This window comes from Helicobacter sp. CLO-3 (genome assembly GCF_001854545.1).
In the GTDB taxonomy this organism is placed as follows: Bacteria; Campylobacterota; Campylobacteria; order Campylobacterales; family Helicobacteraceae; genus Helicobacter_B.
Genome location: NZ_MLQN01000014.1, coordinates 22,542 through 48,442, shown reverse-complemented (window position 1 = coordinate 48,442; position 25,901 = coordinate 22,542). Strand labels below are relative to the sequence as shown.

The 25,901-nt window shown below is 43.8% G+C and carries 21 protein-coding genes; 11 read left to right on the top strand and 10 right to left on the bottom strand.

Annotated features, from left to right (window positions below):
* Positions 1 to 115 precede the first annotated feature (115 nt).
* Positions 116 to 1,291 carry an outer membrane family protein gene (locus BKN38_RS05145; RefSeq protein WP_066456222.1) on the bottom strand — a complete coding sequence of 392 codons (1,176 nt, stop codon included), beginning with the start codon at positions 1,289 to 1,291 and terminating at the stop codon, positions 116 to 118.
* 51 nt (positions 1,292 to 1,342) lie between these two features.
* On the opposite strand from BKN38_RS05145, the gene BKN38_RS11845 reads away from it, so the two are divergent.
* Together BKN38_RS11845 and BKN38_RS05135 are read left to right on the top strand one after the other, a co-directional pair.
* Positions 1,343 to 1,465, top strand: coding sequence for a hypothetical protein (locus tag BKN38_RS11845; RefSeq protein ID WP_256325545.1), 123 nt, complete (start codon positions 1,343 to 1,345; stop codon positions 1,463 to 1,465).
* 58 nt (positions 1,466 to 1,523) lie between these two features.
* Complete coding sequence (locus tag BKN38_RS05135) at positions 1,524 to 3,104, top strand: CapA family protein (RefSeq protein ID WP_070957721.1); 1,581 nt, start codon at positions 1,524 to 1,526, stop codon at positions 3,102 to 3,104.
* A 150-nt stretch (positions 3,105 to 3,254) separates the two neighbouring features.
* Here BKN38_RS05135 and BKN38_RS05130 read toward each other — a convergent pair whose 3' ends face one another.
* The gene (locus BKN38_RS05130; protein WP_082942574.1) at positions 3,255 to 4,016 is read right to left on the bottom strand and encodes a LysE/ArgO family amino acid transporter; all 762 of its coding nucleotides are present in this window, start codon (positions 4,014 to 4,016) and stop codon (positions 3,255 to 3,257) included.
* Between the two features lie 103 nt (positions 4,017 to 4,119).
* Here BKN38_RS05130 and BKN38_RS05125 point away from each other — a divergent pair, with 103 nt between their 5' ends.
* The 8 genes from BKN38_RS05125 to BKN38_RS10630 all read left to right on the top strand — a co-directional run bounded on the left by BKN38_RS05125 (position 4,120) and on the right by BKN38_RS10630 (position 12,529).
* Positions 4,120 to 5,700, top strand: a complete 1,581-nt coding sequence (locus BKN38_RS05125) for a phospholipase A (RefSeq protein WP_066456229.1) — start codon at positions 4,120 to 4,122, stop codon at positions 5,698 to 5,700.
* A gap of 126 nt (positions 5,701 to 5,826) precedes the next feature.
* Positions 5,827 to 7,746, top strand: coding sequence for a dihydroxy-acid dehydratase (gene ilvD / locus BKN38_RS05120; protein ID WP_066456230.1), 1,920 nt, complete (start codon positions 5,827 to 5,829; stop codon positions 7,744 to 7,746).
* Between the two features lie 526 nt (positions 7,747 to 8,272).
* Positions 8,273 to 8,740: a hypothetical protein gene (locus BKN38_RS05110; protein ID WP_070957720.1), complete on the top strand. Its 468-nt coding sequence runs from the start codon at positions 8,273 to 8,275 to the stop codon at positions 8,738 to 8,740.
* Between the two features lie 36 nt (positions 8,741 to 8,776).
* Positions 8,777 to 9,424, top strand: coding sequence for a hypothetical protein (locus BKN38_RS05105; protein ID WP_066456238.1), 648 nt, complete (start codon positions 8,777 to 8,779; stop codon positions 9,422 to 9,424).
* Positions 9,425 to 9,494: 70 nt separating this feature from the next.
* Positions 9,495 to 11,078, top strand: coding sequence for a sialidase family protein (locus tag BKN38_RS05100; protein WP_158655926.1), 1,584 nt, complete (start codon positions 9,495 to 9,497; stop codon positions 11,076 to 11,078).
* A 193-nt stretch (positions 11,079 to 11,271) separates the two neighbouring features.
* Positions 11,272 to 11,661, top strand: a complete 390-nt coding sequence (locus tag BKN38_RS05095; protein ID WP_143000210.1) for a hypothetical protein — start codon at positions 11,272 to 11,274, stop codon at positions 11,659 to 11,661.
* Positions 11,662 to 11,769: 108 nt separating this feature from the next.
* Positions 11,770 to 11,907, top strand: coding sequence for a hypothetical protein (locus BKN38_RS11460; protein WP_218117789.1), 138 nt, complete (start codon positions 11,770 to 11,772; stop codon positions 11,905 to 11,907).
* Between the two features lie 403 nt (positions 11,908 to 12,310).
* Positions 12,311 to 12,529 carry a hypothetical protein gene (locus BKN38_RS10630; protein WP_143000209.1) on the top strand — a complete coding sequence of 73 codons (219 nt, stop codon included), beginning with the start codon at positions 12,311 to 12,313 and terminating at the stop codon, positions 12,527 to 12,529.
* Positions 12,530 to 13,000: 471 nt separating this feature from the next.
* Here the strand turns inward: BKN38_RS10630 and BKN38_RS05090 are convergent, their stop codons facing one another.
* Positions 13,001 to 14,728, bottom strand: coding sequence for an OmpP1/FadL family transporter (locus BKN38_RS05090; RefSeq protein WP_066453982.1), 1,728 nt, complete (start codon positions 14,726 to 14,728; stop codon positions 13,001 to 13,003).
* A 462-nt stretch (positions 14,729 to 15,190) separates the two neighbouring features.
* On the opposite strand from BKN38_RS05090, the gene BKN38_RS05085 reads away from it, so the two are divergent.
* Positions 15,191 to 16,189 carry an SDR family oxidoreductase gene (locus BKN38_RS05085; protein WP_066453966.1) on the top strand — a complete coding sequence of 333 codons (999 nt, stop codon included), beginning with the start codon at positions 15,191 to 15,193 and terminating at the stop codon, positions 16,187 to 16,189.
* Positions 16,190 to 17,720: 1,531 nt separating this feature from the next.
* Here BKN38_RS05085 and BKN38_RS05080 read toward each other — a convergent pair.
* From BKN38_RS05080 to BKN38_RS05050, 7 genes are all read right to left on the bottom strand, one after another.
* A complete protein-coding gene (locus tag BKN38_RS05080) occupies positions 17,721 to 18,602 on the bottom strand; it encodes an FkbM family methyltransferase (RefSeq protein ID WP_066453963.1) in 882 nt (293 codons plus the stop codon).
* Between the two features lie 172 nt (positions 18,603 to 18,774).
* The gene (locus tag BKN38_RS05075; RefSeq protein ID WP_066453960.1) at positions 18,775 to 19,902 is read right to left on the bottom strand and encodes an ABC transporter permease; all 1,128 of its coding nucleotides are present in this window, start codon (positions 19,900 to 19,902) and stop codon (positions 18,775 to 18,777) included.
* A 15-nt stretch (positions 19,903 to 19,917) separates the two neighbouring features.
* Complete coding sequence (locus BKN38_RS05070; protein WP_199769845.1) at positions 19,918 to 21,204, bottom strand: ABC transporter permease; 1,287 nt, start codon at positions 21,202 to 21,204, stop codon at positions 19,918 to 19,920.
* Positions 21,201 to 21,977: an ABC transporter ATP-binding protein gene (locus BKN38_RS05065; RefSeq protein ID WP_066453957.1), complete on the bottom strand. Its 777-nt coding sequence runs from the start codon at positions 21,975 to 21,977 to the stop codon at positions 21,201 to 21,203. Before BKN38_RS05065 ends, BKN38_RS05070 begins: the two co-directional genes overlap by 4 nt.
* On the bottom strand, positions 21,974 to 22,885 hold the full coding sequence (locus BKN38_RS05060; protein WP_066453955.1) for an ABC transporter ATP-binding protein: 912 nt from the start codon (positions 22,883 to 22,885) through the stop codon (positions 21,974 to 21,976). The genes BKN38_RS05065 and BKN38_RS05060 overlap by 4 nt, the downstream gene beginning before the upstream one ends.
* A 19-nt stretch (positions 22,886 to 22,904) precedes the next feature.
* Positions 22,905 to 23,852 (bottom strand): HlyD family secretion protein, encoded by a 948-nt coding sequence (locus BKN38_RS05055; RefSeq protein ID WP_066453952.1) that lies wholly within the window; start codon positions 23,850 to 23,852, stop codon positions 22,905 to 22,907.
* A gap of 11 nt (positions 23,853 to 23,863) precedes the next feature.
* A complete protein-coding gene (locus BKN38_RS05050) occupies positions 23,864 to 25,543 on the bottom strand; it encodes a TolC family protein (RefSeq protein ID WP_066453946.1) in 1,680 nt (559 codons plus the stop codon).
* Positions 25,544 to 25,901 lie beyond the last annotated feature (358 nt).

Below are 25,901 nucleotides of genomic sequence, written 5' to 3'. Positions count from 1 at the left end.
AACCAAAAAACTACAAAATATAAAAATCGCAGAATTTAAACCTTTGGTTTTTTGCTATTTTGCTGGTATCTTGGCGCGACCACAATGACAGCGATCTCCCGCTTATTCAGCTCGCCTAAAAACTATACTCCACATAGCCGCGGAATATCGTGTAGCTTCCCATGTTACTGCCAAAGCGAGAGGGCGCTGCTGTGGGGTTATTCACGCCTATTGCGCTTGCGCCTATGCGGACATTTTGTATCGGCGTGATGTCTAGCCTGCCTTCCCAGTTTAGCACGCTTTGAGTATCCATAATACTCATCCGAAACGCGCCATACACATCTACATAGTTCCAAAGATTTGTCGAGATGAAGGCATAAGGCGTCGTGGAGTTGTAGTAGAAAATCCCATCTGTGCGCTCAAAAGGCGTGTGCTGCCCGAAGCCATCGATGTAGATAGCCCCGCCAGCTGGGGTGTTGATGATGCCACCACCTAGCCTTATCCCAGCCCAATGCACGCCACCTTCAGCCCATATCACGCCCCCGCCATTGCTGTTTAGTGCTTTGCGCTCGTTGTTTAGCTCGACATAAGAGGTGAGATGGATGATGCCGCGAAATAGCACTTTTGGCGTGATAGGTAGGTTTAGCTCGCCTTTTAGCCCGGGCGCTACAAAAAAATCAGGCACTAGATAGATATAAGGTGTGAGTGTAAGCGGGGCTTGTGGGACAGAGAGCGTGGCTCGGAAATAAAACGCCCCGCCAGTCCAGCTGCCTACCTTGCCGCTTTGATATTGCCCAAATACGGAGTAGTTTTGCGAGTAGTAGTTTGTGATGTAGGCATTTCTTAGCGACCAAGCAAATGCTAGCGAGAGGTTTGGCACGCCCTCATACTCGAGGCTCAAGCCTTCATTATAATGCGTAATCCACTCTTCATCCATTTTGTAGCGCCCGATAGTCCCGCCGAAACGCTCGTATTGGTTGCGATAATCTGCATAAAGCTGTGGCATCTCAAAATATGTCTGCCCGCGCCTAAAATCGCCGACGACGCCCTCATAGAGCTTGGGTATCAGCCACATCTCCGCGCCAAACTTATACCCGATAAAGCGCCTAGATTCATAGCCTAGGCTTAGATTTATGTCGCCATAGGTTGGGGCGTTGTTTATGGATTGCTGGAAAAACAACCCCGCATGCCCGTATATCAGCCCGCGCGCAAACGAGTCTTGAAAAGAGCTTGCCGGCGCGTCATTCAGCTTATCTGCACCCTGCAGCAAGCCTACCGCCAAGCAAACAAACACTAGCTTCCCTAGCTTCATCACTATTCCTTAGTTTTGGTAGAATCATTTCCTTGCCAAGCCCTAGCAAAAATGATACCACTTTTTAGGCGCTCGCTCAATTTTGGGGTTTGGATTCTGGGATTTGGCGTTTTTGGCGCGGATTTGGTGGATTTTTGCGTGCTTTGTGGCGCGAATACTTTTGATAAATGTTGATTTTTGCGCTCTTTTTTGTAAAATAGCAGAATCTAAAATATGCGAATAAGGTAGCAAAATGGCGAATAGGGCTGGTGAAAATCTCGCATTTTTGCGTGATAAAATGGGGGCGGATAAAATGTTTGGTAAAATCGCATTTGCTGGCGCGCTGGCGTGTTTATGTGCTATGGCGGGCGCGCATCTAGGCGCGCAAGATTTGCAAAAACTTAAGCATGTCGCGAGCGTAGATTCTAGCACAAGCGCAGAATCTAGCACAAGCGCGAAGTATGCTGCAAGTGCAAAATCTGGCGAAATCGTAGAATCTAGCGTGCCAAAACAGCGGGGCAAAATATTTGCCAGAGCGCATTCTTTGCAGCTTATCATGGCAGGCGATGCGCTGCTTCACACAGCTGTTTTCAAAGACGCGGAGGAGCTGGCAAAATCTCTAAATAAAGCAAAAGCAGAATCTAGTAAAATAGATTCTAATGCAAGCAACACAGAATCCACCAAAGCAGAATCTAAAGGTGCAGAATCTAAAAAAGTGGATTCTGGTAATGCAGAATCTAGTGCGAGCAACGCAGAATCTAGCACAAACGCCACCACCCCCGCCTACTACTTCGACCCGATGTTTGACAACATCTCGCATTTTATCAAAAGGGCTGATTTGGCGTTTTACAACCAAGAGACGATTCTAGGCGGCAGCGCGCTGGGGCTTAGCAGCTACCCGGCGTTTAACTCGCCTCAAGAGTTTGGCGACACGATGCTAAGGCTTGGATTCCGCCTCGTGTCACTGGCAAACAACCACACGCTCGATCGCGGCGAAAAGGGCGTGCGCGCGATGCTTGAGTATTGGCATGCCAAAGAGCGCGCGCATAGCGATCTTTGCATCGCTGGCAGCTATGAGAGCGCCAATGATCGCGCAAAATCTAGAATCTATGAGAAAAATGGCATAAGCTACGCCATGCTAGCCTACACCTACGGCACAAATGGCATCAAAATCCCAGAAGGCAAAGACTACCTAGTCAATGTCTATACCAAACAAATGCTACAAGATGACATCGCGGCGCTGCGTGACAAGGTGGATCTCCTCATCGCCTCGATGCACTGGGGCGTGGAGTATTCTTTCGTGCCTAGCAAGGAGCAGCGCGAGTTTGCGGCGTTTCTAGCGAGTCTTGGCGTGGATATTATCATTGGCAATCATCCGCATGTCATCCAGCCGATCGAGCGTATCGGCGATACGCTGGTGATTTACTCGCTTGGCAATTTTATCTCTGGGCAAAAGGGCACAAACAAGCGCATCGGCATGCTAGCCTCTGTGCGCGTGAGCCTGCTATCTGCCAAAGAGCTAAAACGCAAGGCAAAAGAGATGAAAAAGGCAGAAAAAGAGCGCGCGCAAGGGCTAAATAAAGGCGAGGCGGATAAAAATAGTGGGGCGCAAGAGGCGGGCGCGCAAGCTGATGAAAAAAGCACATTTTTGCATCGCGTGCGATTGGATGATGTGAGGGCGGAGCTTATATACACGCAGTATGATAGCAATATGCGTAATTTTAAGCTTTACCCATTGCGCAAAGTCGATGACAAAATCCTGCCAGAATCCAAAAAGATATACAAAGAATATACAAAAATCATCGATAATGATTTGGTAAAAATCGGACTGTAAGGCAAACATCAAAAGTTTCTAAAATATGCGCAAAAACACAAATTGCTACTAGAATCCAAAAACAGAAGATTCTATCTTGTGGATATTTTGGATTTTATCGCGCACTAAAAGCCCAATCTTAGTGCGTAAAACTTGGTAGAATCTAAATAGCTAAGCTAGCTTATGAATACACAAATCCCACACAAAGCGCGCGAGATAATACGCCACGCCACACATTATAAGCCCAGTGATTGCATCTAGCGCGCGCCATGCGGCGTGGCTTTTGAAAAGCGGCAGTAGCACGCGCACGCCATATCCCACGCCCACATACCACAGGAGCGAAACGCACAGCACGCCCGCCAAAAAGCACGCCTTTTGCATGCTAGAATCCATAGTTGCCGACACGCCGCCGATGATGATTAGCGCGTCGAGGTAGAAGTTGGGGTTTAGCAGTGTGAGGGCTAGGATGCTAAAAATCGCTTGCTTTTGGCTAAGCAGCGCGCTTGTGCGCGATAAATCTAGGCTTTTTGGCGCAAAAATCGCGCTTTTGAAACTCATAAACGCATAAAATAGCAAAAACAAAATGCCAACGATGCTAATCGCTATGAGCGCAAAATGGCTGTTTTCAAGCGCCTTACCCACGCCAAACACACCAAGTGAAATCACCACAAAATCACACAGCAAACACGCGATGATGATGCTTGTGATGTGGTTTTTCAGCAGCCCTTGCTTGATGACAAATGCGTTTTGTGGTCCGATGACTACGATGAGGCTAAATCCTAGCAAAAAGCCTTTGAGAAAGATTTCCATGAGTTTGTGCGTCCTTTGATTTGTGCGTGATTTATGCGCGATTTGCGTGCTATTTGCATGGCTGGCTGGCGATTTTGCGCGCATGGTTTTGGCTGTTTTGGGCGATTTTGGCTGATTTTGCAAATATTTTTTGCAAATGCCTGCGCTAGTGAAAGGCGAATTTTAGCCAAACCTATCCAAAAATAAACTATAATGAAAGATTGTGAAATGCGTATGAGGTGTGCGGATGTCAAGCGGTGCTGGGCTTTTGGTGTTGTTTGGGCGATTTTTGGCGCGCTTTGGTGCGGGCTGTGCGCTTTGGGCGATTTGCGCGCTGTGCCTTTTGGATGCCAAATCTGCGCCAAATGCGCTAGAATCTAAAAGCACGCCAAAAATCGCGCTAGAATCTAAAAAAGTGCCAGAATCCAAAAAAGCGTCAGAATCTAAAAAAGCCAAAAATGCAGAATCTAGCGCGCATAGCGCGGATTCTGCGGCATCCACGCAAGCTACTATAAACAAATTTGCCACTATAAAATCAAAACTAGATTCTAGCGCGCAAAATGCAAAAATTTATGCAAGTTTGCAAGGCGCAAAAAATCAAGGCAAAAAAAGCGCTATAGATTTTGGAGCAAATGCGGATCCTGGCGCGCCGATGGAATTTAGCTTGGATGAGGGGCCGATTTTGGAGAGCGAATCAATTTTGGGGGCAGAATCCATTTTGCAAGAATCCTTTTTGGGCGAATCTATTTTGGACGAACCCATTTTGGGAGCAGAATCTGATTTTTTGGCATCCAATTTGCCAGAATCTAAAATATCAGAATCCAAAATACCAGAATCCAATCCGCAAAAATCCATTTTCTCGCCAGAATCCAGCCAGCCCAAGCCAAACCACATAAACGCCAATCAGCCAAAGCCCTTTCCGCTAGAATCCTTTTTGCCACGACAAAGCGCGCCAGATTCTAGCCCTGCATTTCTAGTGCCACCGCCCAAGCCAAAAATCCCCACCAACCCAAAAAGCAGATATATCCAGCTTACAAACAATTTGCCGGTGTATATTTTGCCCGCGTATTATAGCTTCTCCACGCCTTATTCCACGCGCGACATTCCGGTGGAGATGAAGTTTCAGGTGAGCTTTCGCGTGGTGTTTTTGGAGCGGCTTTTTTGCAAATATTGCGGATTTGATTTTGCATACACACAGACGCATTGGTTTCAGATCTACAACACGCAGGATTCTAAGCCCATGCGCGATATAAATTTCAGCCCCAGCATCAATTTCAACTACGCTAGGCAGATTCCGCTTTTTGGCGGGTATATCACTTGGCTTAGGTTTGGGTATCTGCATATCAGCAATGGCGAGCGCGAAAATAACCTTGATGTAGGGCTTGCCGATAAGCGCAACAATGGCTTGAGTCCGCAAGATGCGGGCTGGTTTTCTAGGTCGAAATCGCTTGATAGATTTGTGGTGCAGGCGGATTGGCAGCGCGGGCGCTTTGGCTTGTCGCTGCGCGCGTGGATGCCGCTTAGCCAATATATCTTGAGTGATAGGGGCGATAATGCAGACATCGCCTCATACATCGGCTATGGCGACATCGTGCTCTCATATGTGTATAAGCGACATCGCTTTGAGCTGTATCTAAACAATATTTTCAACAACTATTTTAGCGCGGATTTTTGGGACTGGAAGGGGCGCGCGGAGCTTGGCTATACTTATGGGCTTAGCAGGCGAGTGGGGCTTTATTTCCAGCTGGTGCATGGCTATGGCGATAGCTTGTATGAGTTTAACTACCGCGTCACACGCGCAGGTGCGGGACTAAGGCTGAATTTTTAGGCGATGTTTTGTTTGAAAAATGCGCGCAAAATGCGACACTTTGGCTATAATCACGCAGGCAAAAACAACAACTAGCAAACGCAACAAACACAAAACCAACAACAACCGCACAACAAAGGAGAATCCATGCGAAGCGATATTATCAAAAAAGGCTACGAGCGCGCACCTCATAGGAGTTTATTGCGTGCAACAGGGCTAAAGGATGAGGATTTTAACAAGCCCTTTATCGGCGTGGCAAATAGCCATATTGACATAATTCCGGGGCATTTTTTCTTGGCTGAATATGGGCGCATTGTCAAAGAGGAAATCCGCAAGGCAGGTGCTGTGCCATTTGAGTTTAACACTATTGGCATTGATGATGGCATCGCTATGGGGCATGGCGGGATGCTCTACTCCCTGCCTAGCCGCGAATTGATAGCTGATTGTATAGAATCTGTGATGAACGCGCACGCGCTAGATGCGATGATTTGCATTCCAAACTGCGATAAAATCGTGCCGGGCATGCTTATGGGCGCGCTGCGTGTGAATGTGCCTACGATTTTTGTAAGTGGCGGTCCGATGCTAGCAGGCAAGCTAGATGATGGCACGATTTTGGATTTGAACTCCGCGTTTGAGGCAGTTGGCGCGTATGCAAGCGGGCAAATCGATGAGAAGCGATTGCATGAGATTGAATGCAAGGCATGCCCTAGCGGTGGGAGTTGTAGCGGTATGTTTACGGCAAATTCTATGAATACGCTTTGCGAGGCGATGGGGGTCGCACTGCCCGGGAATGGGACTATCCCAGCCCTTACAAAAGAGCGCGAGGAGTTGCTAAGAAAGGCGGCGCGCAGGATTGTAGAAATCGCGCTAGATTCTAAGCTAAGCGAGCAATTTAAGATGCGAAATATTTTGAATAAAAAAGCCGTGCATAATGCCTTTGTCGTGGATATGGCGATGGGCGGCAGCACGAATACGGTGCTACACATGCTAGCAATCGCTAAGGAAGCGGAGGTGGATTTTAATCTGCGCGATATAAATAATATCGCTAGCAAAGTCGCGCATATCGCTAAAATCGCCCCGGCACTTAGTAGCGTGCATATGGAAGACATTAATCGAGCGGGCGGGGTGAATGCGGTGATGAATGAGGTGGCTAAAAGAAATGCGTCTTTGGTGGGAAATTCGTCTTTGGGTAATCATTCGCATAATCCCTCCACTCCGCTTCACTGCGACGCACGCTCTAGTGCGCCTCATTCGCAAAGCGGAGGGATTACGCAAAGCAACACCGCAAATACTAGAATTTTGGAATCTGGTGGCGGGGATTGTGACAAAAACAGTGCGAGCGCTCAAGCAAATCTCCCCGATTTTTCGCCGGAAGCTGAATTTGCAAATTCTATATTATGTTTAGACGCGCTGACGATTACAGGTGAAACACTAGGCGAACGCATCGCAGGGGCGCAAATCACAGATTCTCAAATTATCCGCCATAATGACAACGCATATTCCCCAATCGGCGGGCTAAAGATTCTCTATGGCAATTTAGCAAAAGAAGGTGCAGTGCTAAAAGTCGCCGCTGTGGCAGAATCTATGAAAGAATTTGAGGGAAGCGCGGTTGTGTTTAACTCGCAAGATGAGGCGATTAAGGGCATTGCAGGGGGCAAGGTGAAGGCTGGGAATGTCGTTGTTATCCGCTATGAGGGACCAAAAGGGGGACCGGGAATGCAAGAGATGCTAGGCCCAACAAGCCTCATTATGGGAATGGGCTTAGGGGAATCTGTTGCGCTTATCACTGATGGACGCTTTAGCGGGGCAACGCGCGGGGCGTGCATCGGGCATGTAAGCCCAGAAGCGGCTGAAGGGGGACTTATCGCGCTTATTGAAAATGGTGATAAAATCCGCATATCTGTGTCAAACGGAAGCCTAGAATTGCTCGTGGATTCCGCCACTCTAGAATCTCGCCGCGCAAAATGGAAGCCAATCAAAAAAGACATCAAAAGCAAATGGCTCAAACGCTACTCGCTATTAGTCAGCAACGCCGCAAATGGCGCGGTGCTAAAGACGGAGCTTTAGATTCTAAAGCAGAATCTAGATTCTGTTTTTGCCTGCACGCAGGCTAATCAAAACTTAAATCCACTTCAAAAATATGGGTGATTTTATACAAATGCTTACGATTAAAATGTATATTTTGAAGGTAAAATCATGGAATCTCTAATAAAAATACTTTTTATACCCGTATTTTTACTTTTATGTCTTGCGCTATTTTGGCTATTGCGATTTTGGATAGGAGCATTTGTCCCTGATGATGAAAATATGAGTAGCTTTAAAAAGGTTATTTATACGATACTTGGAATCTTGTTTTTTATTTTATCTCTGCCCGTAACTTTTACAAATATTGCAATATTGCTTTGTGGTTGCGCTGTTATCGTATTGATAATGAAATATATTGCCCCCTATGTTATATACCAAAACCACTCTTTTTGCTAAAAAATATAGCAAAGATATATTTGCGCTTCTTTTTTGTTTATCACTTTTTGCTTTAATAGGTGCTTACTAAATGAAAAGATGCAATAATTACAAATTTCAAAAGGAGCAAAAAATGAAAATTGTAAAAATACTTTTAGCCCTATTTCTCACCCTTGCTAGCGCGCAAGAAACGCAAGAAAGCGATAATGCGCCAAAGGATTTTGAAAGTTTTGAGCCCACTTTTAGCATATATTTTTTCACGCTCAAAGGAAGTATTGATTCAAAATACCCTATCACAATAAAACTTGCAACCGATGCTGCAGGGGATGCAAATACAATTAACTCGGTCAATGTGAAGGGCGTGTATTTGTATGATAAGTTTCAAAAAAATATCCCCATATATGGCGAGTTGAAACAAGAAAGCCTTGAGCTTTTTACAGAATCTAAAGAGGAGAGTTTTACATTTAGGCTCACGCAAAATGATTTGGAAAAAATCCTAGATGATAAAAAACAGCCCTTAAATATCACAGGAGAATGGAAAAACACGCCAAAAGGTAAGGAAAGCAAAGCTTTGCAGGTGGTTTTGAGCGAGGTTGATTGATTAGAGGGTAAAATTTCGCGCCTTGATACATACTCAATGGAAGCACGAAAAAGCTATGAGCCTACGCAGGAGCAAAAAGAGTGGCTTGAGTATTCTAATGAAAAGCTAGTTACTTATTATTATAAAGATAGCGCGTTTTTTATCAAGCCTGCAAATATTGGGATTCTTGAATTAGTGGCTAAAAATATGAGTTTCAAAGAGTTTGAAAAAGCTGCTAGAGAACAAATGCAGGGATATGTCTCAAATGACTTTGCAGGTGGGAGCTATGAAGCAGATACCGGAGCAGTTGCTGATACAAAAGCAATAATTTTTAGAAGCTTAGGGGAGTATAATTATAGAGGCACACCGCATCCAAACACTATAGATTCCTACGCTGTTTTTTCAATTAAAGATTTAGCCTTTGTTGATACGAGCCCTTCAGCTTTTGTGAATGTGGATAAAAAATTTATTAACTTTTTGCAAAAAGAACTTGATAAGGCATGGAAAGATGCAGGTAATGATGATGAAGCACCAAATGTAGAAAGCTATATGGAAAGAACGACTTTTCGTTTATATGGTGAGGATATAGAGGTGCTTTTTGGATTTGAATATGCTATCCGAAGTCAAGATGGCATTTTAATCCCAAAGGCTAAAATCAAGCCCTTTGTCAAAAAATCAAGCTTTTTTTATGATGAGTTTCGATAGAGCCGGGTTCGAGAGGTTTAAGTTTGGTAGTTTTGGTAAGAGACCTTAAAACAAAATGGTGGATAAAAATATGAGAGAGTGGCATAAAAATAAAGTCGGCGCGATATTGTATATATCAATAATTTTATTATGTTTATTTTTAATTTTTTATGGCTCAAAAAGGCGATATGACAATGCGCATGGATTCTCTAGTGCAAGTGGATTTCTCGCTATAGATTCTGGTGCAAATAAGGCGCAAAATAATATATCACAAAATAATACTTTGCAAAATAGCGCGTCGCAAAATAGCGCGTTGCAAAATAACATTTTGCAAAGCAGCGCACCACAAAGCAGCATATTTGCAGAAAAAATCATCCCAAATATCGAGCCAAGCGCGCATGCGAGCGCGCTGGTGGCTACTGATGATGCTATTATGTCTTTGTTTTTTGCTGGCACGCGCGAGGGGCACAAAGATGTCAAAATATATCAAAGCTTTCTCAAAAAATCAGAAAATGACATCCTAGAATCCAAATGGAGCGCGCCAAAAGCGGTTTTGGATGCGAAAAAGCTTTCTCAAATATCTGGCAAATATATAAAAAAATTGGGTAATCCTATAGTTTTTAGAGATAAAAATGGAAAAATACATTGTTTTGTAGTGGGTGTAAGTCTCGGCGGATGGGCTACTTCTAGGATATATCAATTTTATTTTAATGACAATTTAGATAAGCTTATTTTTGTCAGAGAGCTAAGGCTAAATCCTTTTATGAATTATTCAAACCTAGTCCGAGCTCCAGCGGTGGCGATGCAAGATGGCGGATTTATGCTGCCGCTCTATCATGAGATGGCGAGTAAATTTTCATTTGTAGCATTTTTTGATGAAGATAAAAAAATGATTTTTACAAAAAGACTAAATGATTTGCATTCCTTGCTTCAACCAAGCATAGCACCGCTAGATTCTAATACTTGCGTGGCGACTTTTCGCATTTATGCTAGCCGGTATGATTCCGCGCAATTTATACAAAAATGCAGCGATAATGGCAATAATTGGGGCGATTTAAAAAATACTAATCTAAAAAACCCGGGAAGCTCTAGCATTATGACTAGTTTTGAGGATGGAATTTTGCTTATACATAATGATGCGGATGAGAATCTGATATTGCAAGAGCTCTGGAAAAATCGAGATTTGATAGACTTTGATAAGCCAATTTATAAACAGATAAATTATGATATAAAAATAAATGAAAAAGATTCTACTAAGCAAGGGATTTTGCTAAAGCAGGCAGAATCTGGCGCGCAAATAGATTCTGGCAAAGCACAAGATTCCAGTAAGGCGCAAGATTCTAGCAATATACAAGATTCTAGCGCGTTTGGTGCGCCTAGTGGTGCATCAGGGCAAGGATATGGCGGGCGACAGGCGCTAAGTCTTTTTTATCTAAAAAAATCAGACATAGATAAAAATATTTATTTTAAAAAATTAGCCACGATAGATATCGCAGTCCCGCGCGGCGAAGTGAGCTATCCTGCGGCGATTGTGGATTCTGGATTTTTACACATAAGCTATACTTATAATAGAGCCAAAATCAAGCATGCGGCGCTAAGTATTGCCAAAATAAAAGAGCTAATCCAAAATAAAAATAATGATTTTGTGCTATTAAGCACAGGAGAGGTGCGATAATGTGGGGAGTTGGTATTATTTCTTTGTGCGCTATCACTTGGCTATTTAGCCTATTTGCTATCAATTATAGAGTAAAAATCGCGCTTTCATTAATAATTTTTGGCTGTTTATATTTGTGCCTATTTTTGAAAATCATAGCGCGCTAAATCTTATATATTCTTTTTTTGATACACCTTGCTATTTATGCGTGCTTTTGGCGGTATTTTATATCGCAAAAATATACAAAATACATAATCTAAAAATCAAAAATATATCTATAATCATATTATTTTTATTTGGACTTGTATATTTTCTAAGCGTTTTGGGCTTGCTGTGGTTTGATATGTATTATTTTGGTGTCTATACTCAAGCATTTATCACGCTTGTGCTTTGCACGCTTTTCTTGTGGCTAGATAGAGTTATGTTTGTCGCTATCACTATAAGCCTCATCCCTTTTGCGCTCCAAAATGATGCGAGTTTTGCGATTTTTGACTTTATTATTTGCCCTTATCTTTGGCTTTATTGCGGCGCTAGGATTTTATTTATCGCTGTTTTGAAACTAGGCAATATGATGAAATATAAAATTGCAATGACAAAAATCTAATCACTATTGCAGAAAATCGTCATTGCGAGGAAGCCGTAGGCTGACGAAGCAATCCAAAAAGAAGTCCTGAAAAATACAGGAAGCAAAATTGCTTCGCTTGCGCTTGCAATGACGACTTTTTGTCATTGCGAGGAGCAAAGCGACGAAGCAATCTATAAACCAGAATCTAAAAAACTATTCTGCAAAAATGCGAATATTTTGGATTGCTTCGCGGGCAAGCCCACTCGCAATGACAAAAAGTCATAATAACAGAAAATCATCATTTCGAGGAGCAAAGCGACAAAGCAATCTAGGCTTTGGCAATTTATAGATTGCTTCGCTGTGCTCGCAATGACGACTTACAGATTCTGAATTGTTATAAAGGTCAAAACTTCGTTCCGTCATTGCGAGGATTTGAAAAATCCGAAGCAATCTATAAAAACATAATATCACCAAAGCGCAAAAATTAGTAAGGCCATTTGCACGCGCTTTTTTACTTATCTTGTCTTGCAGCATAAAACTAAAAAGCAAGAATAGATTGCTTCGGATTTTTCAAATCCTCGCAATGACAGCTGGATTTTTGTCACCAGCTCCAAAAGGTCCAAAAACCCAGCGTGCAAAAATTGTAAAAAACCGGCACAAAAATCGCTAGCCAAAAAGCCAAGATAGATTGCTAAAGAAGCTAGCACGTTGCTTCGCCACGCTCGCAATGACGACTTTTTGTCATTGCGAGGAGCGAAGCGACGAAGCAATCTATAAACCAGAATCTAAAAAACTATTCTGCAAAAATGCGAATATTTTGGATTGCCTCGCGGGTAAGGCCGCTCGCAATGACGGCTGGACTTTGTCATCAAGTCAAAATCCAAAAATCCAGCGCGCAAATTGCTAGCCGAAAACCTAGAATAGATTGCTTCGCAACTGCGTTGCTCGCAATGACAATACTTAAAAACCGCCAAACTTGTAGCCGACAAAGGAATTTATGAAATACAATGCCACACAGCCGCCAATATCAAACCCAGCGCGTAAAGCGCAAAAACCAAAGCCACATAAAACTCATCGCACAAAAACCGCAAAAACAAAAACTCACCAAGCCAAAAAAACTAAAATCAGAAAATGAATTGCTTTGCAACTGTATTGCTCGCAATAACGGCTAGAAAGCGGATTCTGTGCCTCGCTGTGTTTTACTCGCGATGACGAAACAAAAAGCTTAAAATTCGCGCAAAAGTTGGCCTAAAAAATAGATTGCTTCGCTCCTCGCAAAGCGCCAGTTTCTCGAGTAATGACAGCCACGCAGCCGCCAATATCAAACCCAGCGCCACCAAAGACCAGCGAAAGCCAAGGAAGCCAAGCCAAAACCGCCTTACCACCTATACCCAAGCGATGCAGTGTAGATGAAAAGCCCGCCAAGCCCGCCGCTGTGGTATAGCGAGCTCATCGATTGTTTGAAAGTCCAGCTCCCCGCCATACCAAAATCAAATCCGCGGAAATTATACTTCGCGCCCACACCCACCATATAGCCATCAGAATCCGGTATCCCCACTTTATCCTGCGGGCTAGGTGCTGCATCATACGCCGCGCTCGCCATGAGTCGCGCCGCTTTGCCCTTATAGGTCAGCCCCAGTCGGAAGGTATTGGTATCCCTCCAGCCCGCACCCATATTACTCACCACGCCAAAATCCGCGATGCCTACCATGCCTTTTAGCGTCTCTGGGGGAAATACACCCGGCAAAGATACAAGCCCGCTTAGTCCTTTATAATCCGCATTGTTAAAATCCGGCGTGACATTAAACTTCCACCCACGACTCCAAAATGTCCGCTCATACACGCCCTCTATCCGCACACGATTGTCAAACACCTCTTGTGCGTATGCGAGCGTGAGGATTTCGGGCATCTGCACGGCGATATTGAGATCCGCGACGGTTAGCACATTTCCCATCGCCCCGCCCACATAGGTGAGCGCCTCCACCTTGCCCGCCATGTCAAACTTCACCGGTGAGTTATACACGATGCTAGCCATGCCATGGTCAAACACGCGCAGCGAAGCCGAGAGCCTGTAGCCTGTGGAGATGTCTTTGCCCTCGCTTTTTTGATAGACTTTGGAGGTGCCATAGAGTTTTGTTTGCTCGCCTGTAACCTCGCCCATCAAGACACCCCAATTTACACATTCTACACTATCTATACTTGTGCATCCATCTTGCTTTAAATTTAATCCAAAAGCACCCAAAATAGATTGGACAATATTATCACTTAGTAATCCTCCGACAATTCCATTTTTTATAGATTCTGGTATGAGGACAGATAGATACTCTGGAAAATCCGCAAGATTTTTTATCTGTTCTCCATCCAAAGAAATCCCATTGCCATCTTTATCCAGCGGGACATATACTACATTGTTGAAGCTTCCCATCGCATACATCGCGCGGAATCCCACGCCAAAAGAGATTCTGTCATTTATCGTGTAGCTGACACTGGGGCTGGCCTCCACCATCATGATAAACACATCCTGCAAAAACTCGCCGCCCTTGCCAGCCCACTGCATCGCAAGCCCAGAGCTAGCGACGAAGCTACCGCCTAGCGTGATGCCATGAAGCGTGCGCGATTTGTAGAAAAACTTTGGCAAGACGAAGTTGGTATCACCAGTGCTACCGGTGACTAGCTGAGAATCTGGCGAGGAGTGCTCTAGGATAATAGGCTGTTGCAAAGAACCAAGATTTAAACTTGGGATAATGGCATCTACTGCACTTATAACATTTTTCATGGTGGGGGTAAATTGCAGCGTCGTCTTGCTATACAGCCCTTGATTTGTCGTCGCCACATCAAAGCTAAAACCCGGAATCTTGATAAGCGAAGTCGCCAGCTCAAACTCGCTTTTGTTCTCGCCCCAGTCGTTGGTAAAGCCCATATTTGCCGGGTTGTAATAGCTGGCATCCGCGCCGCGCGCACCCGCGATATACGCACTGCTAAGCGCCGTGGCGTTTAGGCTTTGCTCTTGGATTTTGAAGCCATTGGCGCGCGCGATGTGGCTAGATGAGAGCATCAGCAGCGCGATAAATCCGACACAAAGGCGTATATTCACTAGATTCTCCATTTGGCTTTTGTTTGTCGTCATTGCTAAAGAAGCTGACGCTTTGCGAGCGTAGCGAAGCAATCCAGAAATAATAGATTGCTTCAGCCAAAGGCTTCGTAATGACAAAAAGTCGTCATTGCGAGCAACGCAGTTGCGAAGCAATCCAGATTTTGCATTTTGCTTTGGTTTTAGTCCTTATGGATTGCTTCGTCGCTCCGCTCCTCGCAATGACGCTGGATATTTGTATTTAGCCCGCGAGCAAAAACTATGGATTATAACAAAAAAATAAAAACATAAGCCAACCCAGCACAAAATATGCCAAAAATGCGAGCATGAGAAAGCGCGCTGGTGCTAGTCGCCTGAAAATTTATCGGTAAATTTGGATTCTAGTGGCGCAAAAATTGCAAGGCTAGAAACTACAAGGTGTAGTATAATAAGCAAATAAATAGGGCGATGTGGTATGATAGATATAAAGGAGCGAATATGAGCATAGCAGTGGTTAGCGGGGCGAGTTCTGGGCTTGGCGTGTGCTTCGCGCGCGCGGTGGTGGCGCTGCGGGCGGGTGCGCTGGCGGGGCAGGGCGGCGGGCTGCTCGCTGGGATCGATGAGATATGGCTCATCGCGCGCAATCAAGGCAAACTAGAATCTTTGCAAAAAGAGATTTTGGATCTACAAAGCGCAGAATCTAAAGCAGAATCTAATAGCGAGGCAAAAGCTAGCGGTTTAGATTCTAGTTCGCTGTCAGAATCTAAAAGCGAATCAGAATCTAAAGGCGCGCAGGATTCTACAAATCTAGATTCTAGCGGTGCGTGCAATAGCGCGAGAAGCACACAAGGCAGCACAAAAAGCGCGATGAGTGCGACAAGCGGCACAAATCCCCTAAAATGCAGAATCTTTGCGCTTGATTTGACAGATCTTGCGAGCTTTGATACGCTAGAAAGCGCGCTCAAAAGCCAAAGCGCACAGATTAGCCTGCTTATCAGCAATGCTGGCGTGGCGCGCTATGGGAGGTTTGCGGATTCTAGCTTGCAGGATATGCTAGATATCGTGCGCGTGAATATCATCGCCTCAAGCGCGCTTACGAGGGTTTGCCTGCCTTTTATGATGCGCGGTGGCAAAATCATCGAGGTGTCATCAGTGGCGAGCTTCGCGCCAAATGTCAATCTGCTCGTGTATAGTGCTAGCAAGGCGTATGTGAGTGCGTTTAGCCTCGGGCTGAATGAGGAGCTAAAAGAGCGCGGTATAGGCGTGTGCGCGCTATGTCCGGGGCTGATGCAAACGGGCATGACACCAGATCTAGGACAGACGCGTGAGGGCGCGCGCAAACTGCCAGAGCTTGACCCGCAAAAAGTCGCGACAGGCGCGATAAAAGCAGCACTCCGCGGTAAGACGCTCTATACACCTAGCGCTTTTTATAAGCTGTATTGGCTTTTGACGCGCATTTTGCCACGCGCGCTAATAATAAAGCTAGCAAGGATGTAGATTCTGGGGGTTTTGGGGATTAATGTGGATTTTTGTGGTTTTTTGGGATTGAATCGCAAATTTTGCGGCGTGGGTTTTGGAGTGCAGGTTTGGCGACTAAAAACTAAATAGAATCTAAAAAAGCAGAACCTAAATTGCACGGTTTTCATGGGGCGCGCGGAGTTTTTATTATTTTATTAGGGGGGGGGTTAAATCCAGCAGATTTTTATAGATTGCTTTGCCAAATAAATTGGCTCGCAATGACAGAGGAAAAATCGTCATTGCGAGGAGCGAAGCGACGAAACAATCTATTCTTGCTTTTTAGTTTTGCGCTTTGGCGACATTATGTCTTATAGATTGCTTCGCCTTGCTAATGCAAGTCTCGCAATGACGGAACGAAGTTTTTAGCTTTTGCAATAATTTAGAATCCACAAGTCGTCATTGCGAGCGTGGCGAAGCAACGTGCTAGCTTCTTTAGCAATCTATCTTGGCTTTTTGGCTAGCGATTTTTGTGCCGGTTTTTTTGCAATTTTTGCACGCTGGGTTTTTGGACCTTTTGGAGCTGGTGACAAAAATCCAGCTGTCATTGCGAGGATTTTGCAAAAATCCGAAGCAATCTATTCTTGCTTTTTAGTTTTGCACTGCAAGATAAATAAAAATGCATGCAAATGGTCTTTTAATTTTTTGCGCTTTGGCGACATTATGTCTTATAGATTGCTTCGCCTTGCTAATGCAAGTCTCGCAATGACAGAACGAAGTTTTTAGCTTTTGCAATAATTTAGAATCCACAAGTCGTCATTGCGAGCGTGGCGAAGCAAAACAAGCCGAAGGCGAAGTTTCTTTCAGTAAAGCGTTAGCTTCTTTAGCAGTCCATATTAAAACAAGAGGCGACCAAAAACAAAGGCGCAATATTTTATTGTATTGAAAATTTGCTTGCAAATTTTGGATTCTGCCCTTAAGGGCAGAATCTAGGTTTGGCGCTTACGCGCCTTGTTTTTAATTTATCAAAAATCCATAAGGATTTTTGATTCTAGATTGCTTCGCTGGCGCTCGCAATGACAATTAGAAGGTGGATTATTTTGCCGACAAGTCGGCTCGCAAAATGAACGAAGTGAGTTTCTTTAGCCAAGCGTTAGATTCTTTGGCAAAATGAATAGGGTAAGTTTCTATGGTAAAGCGCCAGCCTGCTTTTAGAAAAATACAAAGTGAGTTTCTTTAGAGAAGGAAGGTGACTCGCGATAAAGATTGAACGCAAGAATTTGGCGACTAAAAGACCAGAATCTAAAAATCATAAAGGTGCAAAAGTTGGATTCTAGTTTTTATGGATTGCTTCGTCAGCCTTTGGCCTCCTCGCAATGACAAATAACAATCGCGGATGCTTCGTTGTTTTGTGAAGAGCCAAGTGTTAGTTTCTTTGGCGATGATAAAAACCTAAAGTTACCAAACGAAAAAACTAATGGAGCAGTAAAATTTGGCGTTTTTGCCAAAAAACTGCAAAGTTTGTTTGCTTTTTGCCTCAAAACTCCTTACGACGACGATTTGTATCTTATTTTTATTGCGCCGCATTTGGCAGGAAGTATTTGCTAACATGCCAAACCTTCAATCTTCGCAACAGTCTATTGGAATTATATAAATTTTTTGCAGAACAATCATCTGGAAATTTATTGCCATATAAATCATCGCGCACAAAAAATACATTTACCCCACATAAATCTGTCGCTACGAGTCTATAGCCTTTTTTGATTCCAAGTTTTTTTAAAGATTCTAGTGATGCGCCATGCATGTCTGTCCCATCCCATACATGAGATGGATTATAAGGCATGATATATTCTGCTGGTGGCGGGAATTTGGCGTTAAACTCAATCACAACAACACGAGGTTTGATGACATCTATTGCCTCAAACACATGGTAGTCATTGCCATCAATATCAATGGAGAGCAAATCAATATCACAAATCTCTTTTGCTTTTGTTTGCCCTATAAGATCATTAATATTTTCTGCTGTAATGAAACTATTTAGAAGTGTAAGCTGGGAGCGCTCGATTGGAATTTTGAAATTTTCCTTGATTTTTTCACAATACTCACTGCTTCCCTCTATAAATACACCGCTCCAGCCTTGAAATAGTAAAAAATGCGCATTACACTCTAGTCCATCTTGCACGCCAAATTCTATAAAAAATTTATTGGTACAACCTATGCGATTAAATATTTCGGCAATCATTCCATCTTCTTCATTTTGACTATAGACTTTGTAGCCAAACTTTTCTAGTCGTTTTGGGTCAGAGTAGCGCTGTTCTTGTAATACTTGGCTTTTGTGTATCTCGCATATTGCTGATGTGATGTGAGGGATAAGATCTAGTCTATGATCAACACCGCCCAGCCTATCTTTGAACGATCTAAAAAAATTCCTTGTCTTTCTGGCCAAAACAAACATAACATCGCTCCTTGATTCTGCAAAAATCTAAAAGCGGCAGTTTTCAAAAAAAAAAAAAACGAATGGTAAATGAAAAATAATTTTTTGAAAATTTTTCAAAAATATCCGGCGAGAGTTGAGGAAAAGCGCTTTTGTATCAAATTTCAAAGCTTGGGCGATATTATTTAATTGTCTAGCTTCGCTTTTTGTAGCTCATTATCGCCCAAAGGTTGAAGAGCGCTGCAAACGCGCACAAAATCGCAAAGTTTAGCCACAGCGCGTTAAAATCGCTTCCTTTTAGAAAAATCAAGCGCAAGGATTCTATAAAATATTTTAGCGGATTGAGCGCGCTTAGAATCTGCGCCCATTGTGGCATGGATTTGGTAGAGGTGAAAAGCCCGCTCATCAAAATCAAAATAAGCATAAAAAACCAGCACACAAACATCGCTTGCTGCATGGTGTTTGAATAATTTGAAATCACTAGCCCAAGCCCTGCTACCACCAGCACATACGCGCTACCAAAAGTAAAAATAAGCCCAAAGCTCCCGCGTGGCGTCAGCCCATATACCAAAAACGCCAGCAAAAAGCACAAGCATAAAATAAAAAATCCTATCAGCCAATAAGGAATAAGCTTTGAAAGGATAAAGCTAAATTTTGAAATGGGCGTGACATTGATTTGCTCGATATTCCCGCGCTCCTTTTCACCCACGATGTTGAATGCTGGCAAAAACCCGCATACAAGCGTCAAAACCATCACCATAAGGGCTGGAATCATATAGATTTTATAGTTTAGATTCGGATTGAAACGATAGGTGGTGAGAATCTGCGCGCCAAAAGCGCCAAAAGCATTTGAAGCGCCAGAAGCACTAGAGGAGGCAGAAATGGCAGAATCTTTCCCAAGCCCAGCACTCATGATGATATTTGCCAAATAGCCACTGCCAAGCGCGCCTTTGGTGCTATTTATGGCGTTGGCGTAGATTCCGACATTTGCGCTTGATTCTTTTTGTAAATCTTTTTCTAGCCCATTTGGGATTTCAAGTATGATATCGCATTCCCCGCTTGAGATGCATGCGTGCGCCTCCTCTAAGCTAAGCGCGTATAAAGTCGTGTCAAAATAGCTAGAGCCTTCAATGCTAGCAAGTAGATTTTTAGAAGTTGTCGTTTTATCCCAATCAAGCACGGCGAGATTTACGCCTTTTATCTCCATATTTGCCGCCCATGGGATTATCAAAATCACTGCTATGGGGAAGGCAAAAATGAGCTTTGGCAAAAACGCATTGCGGAAAATCTGCTTAAACTCCTTTTGTATCAAAAACCACATATTTACAGCCTTATCTTAAAAGTTTTTTAGGCTCACTATCAGCACCACCGCAAACATACCAAATAAAATCGCAAATTCTTTCACCACCAAGCAGAATCCAAGCCCTTCTATCATAATCTTTTTTATCCCGATGATAAACCACTTCGTAGGCACGATATGCGAAAAATACTGCAAAATAGCAGGCATACTTTCAATGGGAAACATCATGCCTGAAAACATCATAATAGGCATCATAAACACCATTCCGCTAACCAGCATTGCCACGAGCTGGGTTTTGGCAAGGTTTGAGACAAGAAGCCCGATACTAAGTGTTAGCATAATATACAGTGCGCAAAAAAGCAGAAGCAAAACCATACTTCCCACCATCGCAATGTCTAATAAAAGCGCGCTTATGCCTAGAATCACACAACTTAGCACAAAATAAGGCACAATCTTTGCGGTGATGATAAAAAGCGGTGGTAGTGGCGTGATAAGCAAAATCTCCATCGAGCCTTGCTCCTTTTCACGCACGATAGAAATCGAAGTCATCATCGCACAAATTAGCATCAAAATCATACCCATAAGCCCGGGCACGAAAGAATACGCGCTTTTGCCTTGAGGGTTGAAAAGCATGGTGGTAAGGGGCGTTATTCTTGCATTTTGTGCTTGTGTGGCGCTAGTGTTTGCGCTAGAATCTGCCACTGCCTGCGCGGAAAGAAGAAGTTTAGATTCTATTGAACGACTTTGCAAAAGACTTTGGGTAAAAAGATTTTGTGCGTAGAGATTTATCGTGCTTGCGTAGTTTGGATCGCTTGCATCGATGATAAACTGCGCTTTTGCCTGCCCGCGCGCTAAGTTTTGGGAAAAATTTTCATCAAAATTTAGCAATATATCCACTTTGTTGGTATCAAAAATGCGTTCAGATTCTGCGCCTTTTTGCACAAAAGAATGGAAGTGAAAGTAAGGATTTTGCGAAAAATGCGCGATGATTTTGCGCGCAGTAGGATCATCGCTCGCACTCGCGCTAAAATTGATACGATTGACATCTACACTAAGCGCAAAGCCAAAAAGCAGAATCTGCATAATTGGCATTAAAAGCAAAATCATCATCGTGCGCACATCGCGGAAAATATGCAAAAATTCCTTTTTGACAAACGCCCAAAAACTTCGCAAATTGCCATTTTGTGAGAATCTTGCTTTGAATGTGGTGTGGATTTTCGCGCGCCGAAATTTTGCAAAAATAGGCTCTCTAAAAGTGGATTCTGCAAAAGCGGATTCTGCGCCAAAGGATTTTTCAAAAGCAGATTCTCTAAAGCCTCTCATTCTCCGCCCCTTTGTGCGCGCCTAGCAAGGATATAAAACACCTCGCCCATAGAATCCACACCAAACGCACTTTTTAGCTCCTTTGGCGTGCCAAGTGCTTCGATTTTGCCATCCACCATGATGCTTGCGCGATGGCAGTATTCCGCCTCGTCCATATAATGCGTGGTGACAAAGATGCAAGTCCCACGCGCCGCGGCTTTGTGGATAAGCTCCCAAAACTGCCGCCGCGTGATAGGATCAACGCCACCTGTGGGCTCATCCAAAAACACCACTTTTGGCGAATGAAAATTTGCCACGCAAAAAGAGAGCTTTTGCTTCCAGCCTAGCGGAAGCTCGCCCACAAGTACATTTTTCTTATCCAAAAAGTCAAGCTCGCTTAAAAGTGCGTCAATCTTTGGCATAATCTCTTGCTTTTTCATACCATAAATGCGCCCAAAGAGATAGAGATTTTCCCACACTTTCAAATCATTATACAGCGCGAATTTTTGGCTCATATAGCCAATGTGGCGCTTTATCTGCTCGCTTTGTGTGTAAATATCAAAGCCCGCCACGCGCACGCTTCCGCTACTTGGCATGCTAAGCGCGCAGAGAATCTTCATTGCTGTAGTTTTCCCCGCGCCATTTGCACCCAAAAAGCCAAATATTTCGCCTTCACTCACTTCAAAGCTGATATTATCCACCGCCCTAAAGTCGCCAAAGACTTTGGAGAGATTTTGCACGCTGATGATTGGGGACTTTGTGGATTCTGTAAAAATTTGAGAATCTATACTCATCGCACAAACTCCATAAAGCTATCTTCTATGCTAGCGGGGATTTTTTGGTATCGTAGATTTGCAAAATCTGCACTTTTAAGATTCTGCAACGATTCCACAAAATGCGTAATTTCAAAGTCCTTTTCAAACGCAATGTGATAGCATGTGCCAAAAAGGAAGCAGGATTTTACCGCGCTTTGCGCGCGCAAGGTATCAAGCGCGTGGATTGGGATATTATAAAACTCATACAAATCAAGCCCATAATGCGCGCAAATCTCGCTCGGCGCGCCGATATGCAAAATTTTCCCGCTATTTATCAAAGCGATTGTATCACACAGGCTTGCCTCATCCATATAAGGCGTAGAGACAATTATCGTCATTTGGGATTTTAGCGCGCGTAAAATCTCCCAAAACTCCTGCCTGCTCACTGCATCTACGCCAGTGGTTGGCTCATCTAAAAGTAAAATTTGCGGATTATGAATAAGCGCACAGCAAAGGGCTAGCTTTTGCTTCATACCACCAGAGAGCGCGCCTGCTTTGCGCGATTTAAAAGGCTCTAACATGTGATAAATATCTTTTATGAGATGGTAATTTTGCTTGATGGTTGTGTGAAACACGCAGGCAAAAAACTCTAGATTCTCTTCCACGCTCAAATCCGCATAAAGGCTAAAGTTTCCGGGCATATAGCCTATGATTTTGCGTAAATGCGCGTATTCCCTCACGCAGTCAAATCCTAGCGCGCGACAACTCCCACTATCAGGCAGCAAAAGCGTGGCAATAATCCTAAAAAGCGTGCTTTTCCCTGCGCCATCAGGTCCGATAATGCCAAAGATTTGATTTGCGTCAATCTCTAGGTTTATGCAATCCAAAGCGCGCGTTTTGCCATAGCTTTTAGAGATATTTTCTAGTGTGATAATGGGGTTTTTCATTGTTAATATCTTGTAGCTTTTAAGGATTTTTAGAATCTACGCCCTTAGATTCTGCATTTTTATTGAGTAAGCGCACTTCGCCATAGCTGCCGATTTTCAAAAAGCCATCATTCACCATATCGATTTTGACCGCATAGACGAGATTTTTGCGCTCATCTTTTGTCATTATCGTTTTGGGCGTAAATTCCGCGTTTGAAGCGATCCAGCTCACCACGCCCTCATACGCGCGACTTTCTTCGCCATAATCGCTTATCACCTCGACTTTATCGCCAAGCTTTATGCGCGTGATGTCTGTATCGATAAAATACGCCTTGAGCCTTAGCGTGCCAAGATCTGCGATTTTGAAAAGTGGCTTGTTTGGAGTGGCGATTTCCCCGCCAAAAGCGTATTTTTCCAGCACCACGCCATTTTGTGGCGCACTCACCCGCGCTTTGTTAATCGTATCTTGCAAAATTTGGGCTTGCAGGTTGATTTGTGCTATTTCGCGCTCGATTTGCTTATTTGCTTGTTGCATGGACTGCAGGCTAGAATCTAGCTGTTTTTGCAGCAATGAAACCTGCGCGCTCACATCATCGAGCGCTTTTTTGGTGCTGGCATTTTCGCGCACAAGCGATTTGGTGCGCTCTTTTTCACGCATTGCGGTTTTTAGCTGATCTTGCAATGGTGCAAGCTGCGTGTCTATATCGATTTTTCTAGATTCTAGCGTGGCGATTTGTGCTTGCAAAAGTGAAGCTTGAATCTCTAGCTGTGTGGTATCAATACGCGCTAAAATCGCGCCTTTTGCCACTTCATCGCCTTCTTTGACTGCGATTTCTAAAATTTTCCCGCCTACTTCAGAAGCTATCAAAACTTCATCGCTTTGGAATATCCCCATCGCATCAGCCTTCCTGCTATCGCCACAGGCGACAAAAAACGCCGCCAAAAATACCGCAAAAAGCGTAAAACTAGCTATTTTAAATATTTTCATTATTACTCCTTTTAGTTAGATTCTGCAGTGCTAGTCGCGCTTGAGCCTAAAGTATCAAGACTTGGCGCATAAAGATTTAGCGATTGCTTGATTTTATAGATTTGCATGATAAGCTCGATGCGCTGATAGTTGTATTCAAGCTGCAATGCGTTTAGTTTGTTGATATCAGTCAGCAAGTCATTAGCACTCAAAGTGCCGTTTTGAAAGCGCGATTTGGAGCTTGCTAGAATCTTTTCTTGCAAATCTATGATTTTTTGGCTTTCTTGCATTTGCGCGTGCAGGGCACTGGCGCTTTTTATTTCGCTGGAGAGTTTGATACGCGCATTTAGCAGAAACTCATCTTTTTGGCTTTGTAGCTGGAGGGCTTGGGTTTTGTATAGCTCATTTTGCTGGCGCTTTGAGTAGAGGTTGCTAAAATCCCAGCTGATGCGCGCCCCAGCGATATAGTAGGGCTTAAATTTGTTTTCTAGGATGTTTAGGCTGGGGTTGGCATAGCCGCCTTGCGCGAAAAGATCGATATATGGCAGGCTTTTGGTAAGCTCTAGCGACTTTTGGGCTTTTATCTCGCTATTTTTATGCGCGAAATACTGCACTTCTGGACGCAAAGCAAAGTCAAAGCGCTCTAGATTTTCATCAATTTGCGCGCTTAGCTTTTTGGCATCGCTAGAATCTAGCGGATTTTTGGCGTTTGGGATATTGGCGATTTCTAGCAGATATTTTGGCACATCGCGCGGGATTTGGGGCGTCTGGAGCAAAAGCGCGTTTGCTTGTGGATTTTCAAAATTGCTAGATTCTGCATTTTGACTAGAATCTATATTTTGTTTGGAATCCGCATCGCCAGCGCTAGAATCCATATTTTTAGATTCTGCATCGCGCGCTTTATCTAGCCCGCTAAGCGCGCTTAGCGTGTGAAGCGCGATGAGATTTTGCGCTTGCAAATATTCCTTATCGCGCCTAGCTTTTAGTATCTCCATATCGATTTTATCGACATCGCTTTGCAAAAGCACGCCGTTTTGGTAGCGCACAAACGCACTTTGGCGGTTTTTGCTAAGCTCGCTTAGGTGGTTATCTACCTGCTTTATCTGCTCTTGGGACAAAAGCGCGTTGAAATACGCATTTATCACAGATTCTCGCACGCGATAGAGATCAGTCTCAAGGCTTGCTTGCGCGCTGTGGTGGCTCGCACGCATCATTTTTTTGTTTGCCCGCGTGATGCCAGAATCTATGAGTGGCTGGGAGATTTCTAGCATTATTTGGTATTGGTCGCGCGGCAAGCCTTTGAAGCCATTTGCCTCGGCGAGCTGTGCGATTTGCCCGGGGAAGCGGGTGACATCGCTTTGATAAGTCGCTTTGCCGCTTAGGCGTAGATGTGGCGCGTAGGCGAGGTTTAGCTTGGTGAGATTTAGGCTAAGCGCTTTTTCTAGCAGAGCTTTGTTTTTATGCAGTGGATAGTGCTCCATACTGCGCGCGATGGCTTCGTCTATTGTTAGCGTGGTTTGCGTTAGCATGGTTTGGGTTTGCGCGGTTTGCGCGGTGGCTTGGCTTGGCGCGTCTGGCAGTGGCGCTGCGTGTGAAAAATCCGCGCTAAAGCATGCGATAAAAAGCGCGCTAAAAAGTGGCTTTGGCGTGGTTTTTATAAAGCCTGTAAAACTTACAAAGCTCATAAAATTTGGCAAAACAAAATTTCGCAAAATAAATCCCTTTTATTAAGGTATAGAAACGCAGAATCTACATTATCAGCATTTGGATTCTAGATTCTAGATTCTGCAAAGCGCAAAATGCAGATACCAAACGCGCGATTTGATATTTTGAGATTTTAATATTCCTTTTTAAGGATAGTCACTAAATAAAGAATATAATAAAAAATGCAAATATAGCCAAAGTTTTCTGAATCAAAACTTAAATCAAGCGCCAAGAATCCACGCGCCAAACCACAATCCAAAGCCAAGCCATCACCTAAACTCCACCCAAACCCTCATAAAAATTACTCAAAGTGTGTAGATTCTGTGTTTATTGCGCTAAAGTAAAAGAAATATTTACCTAATCCGC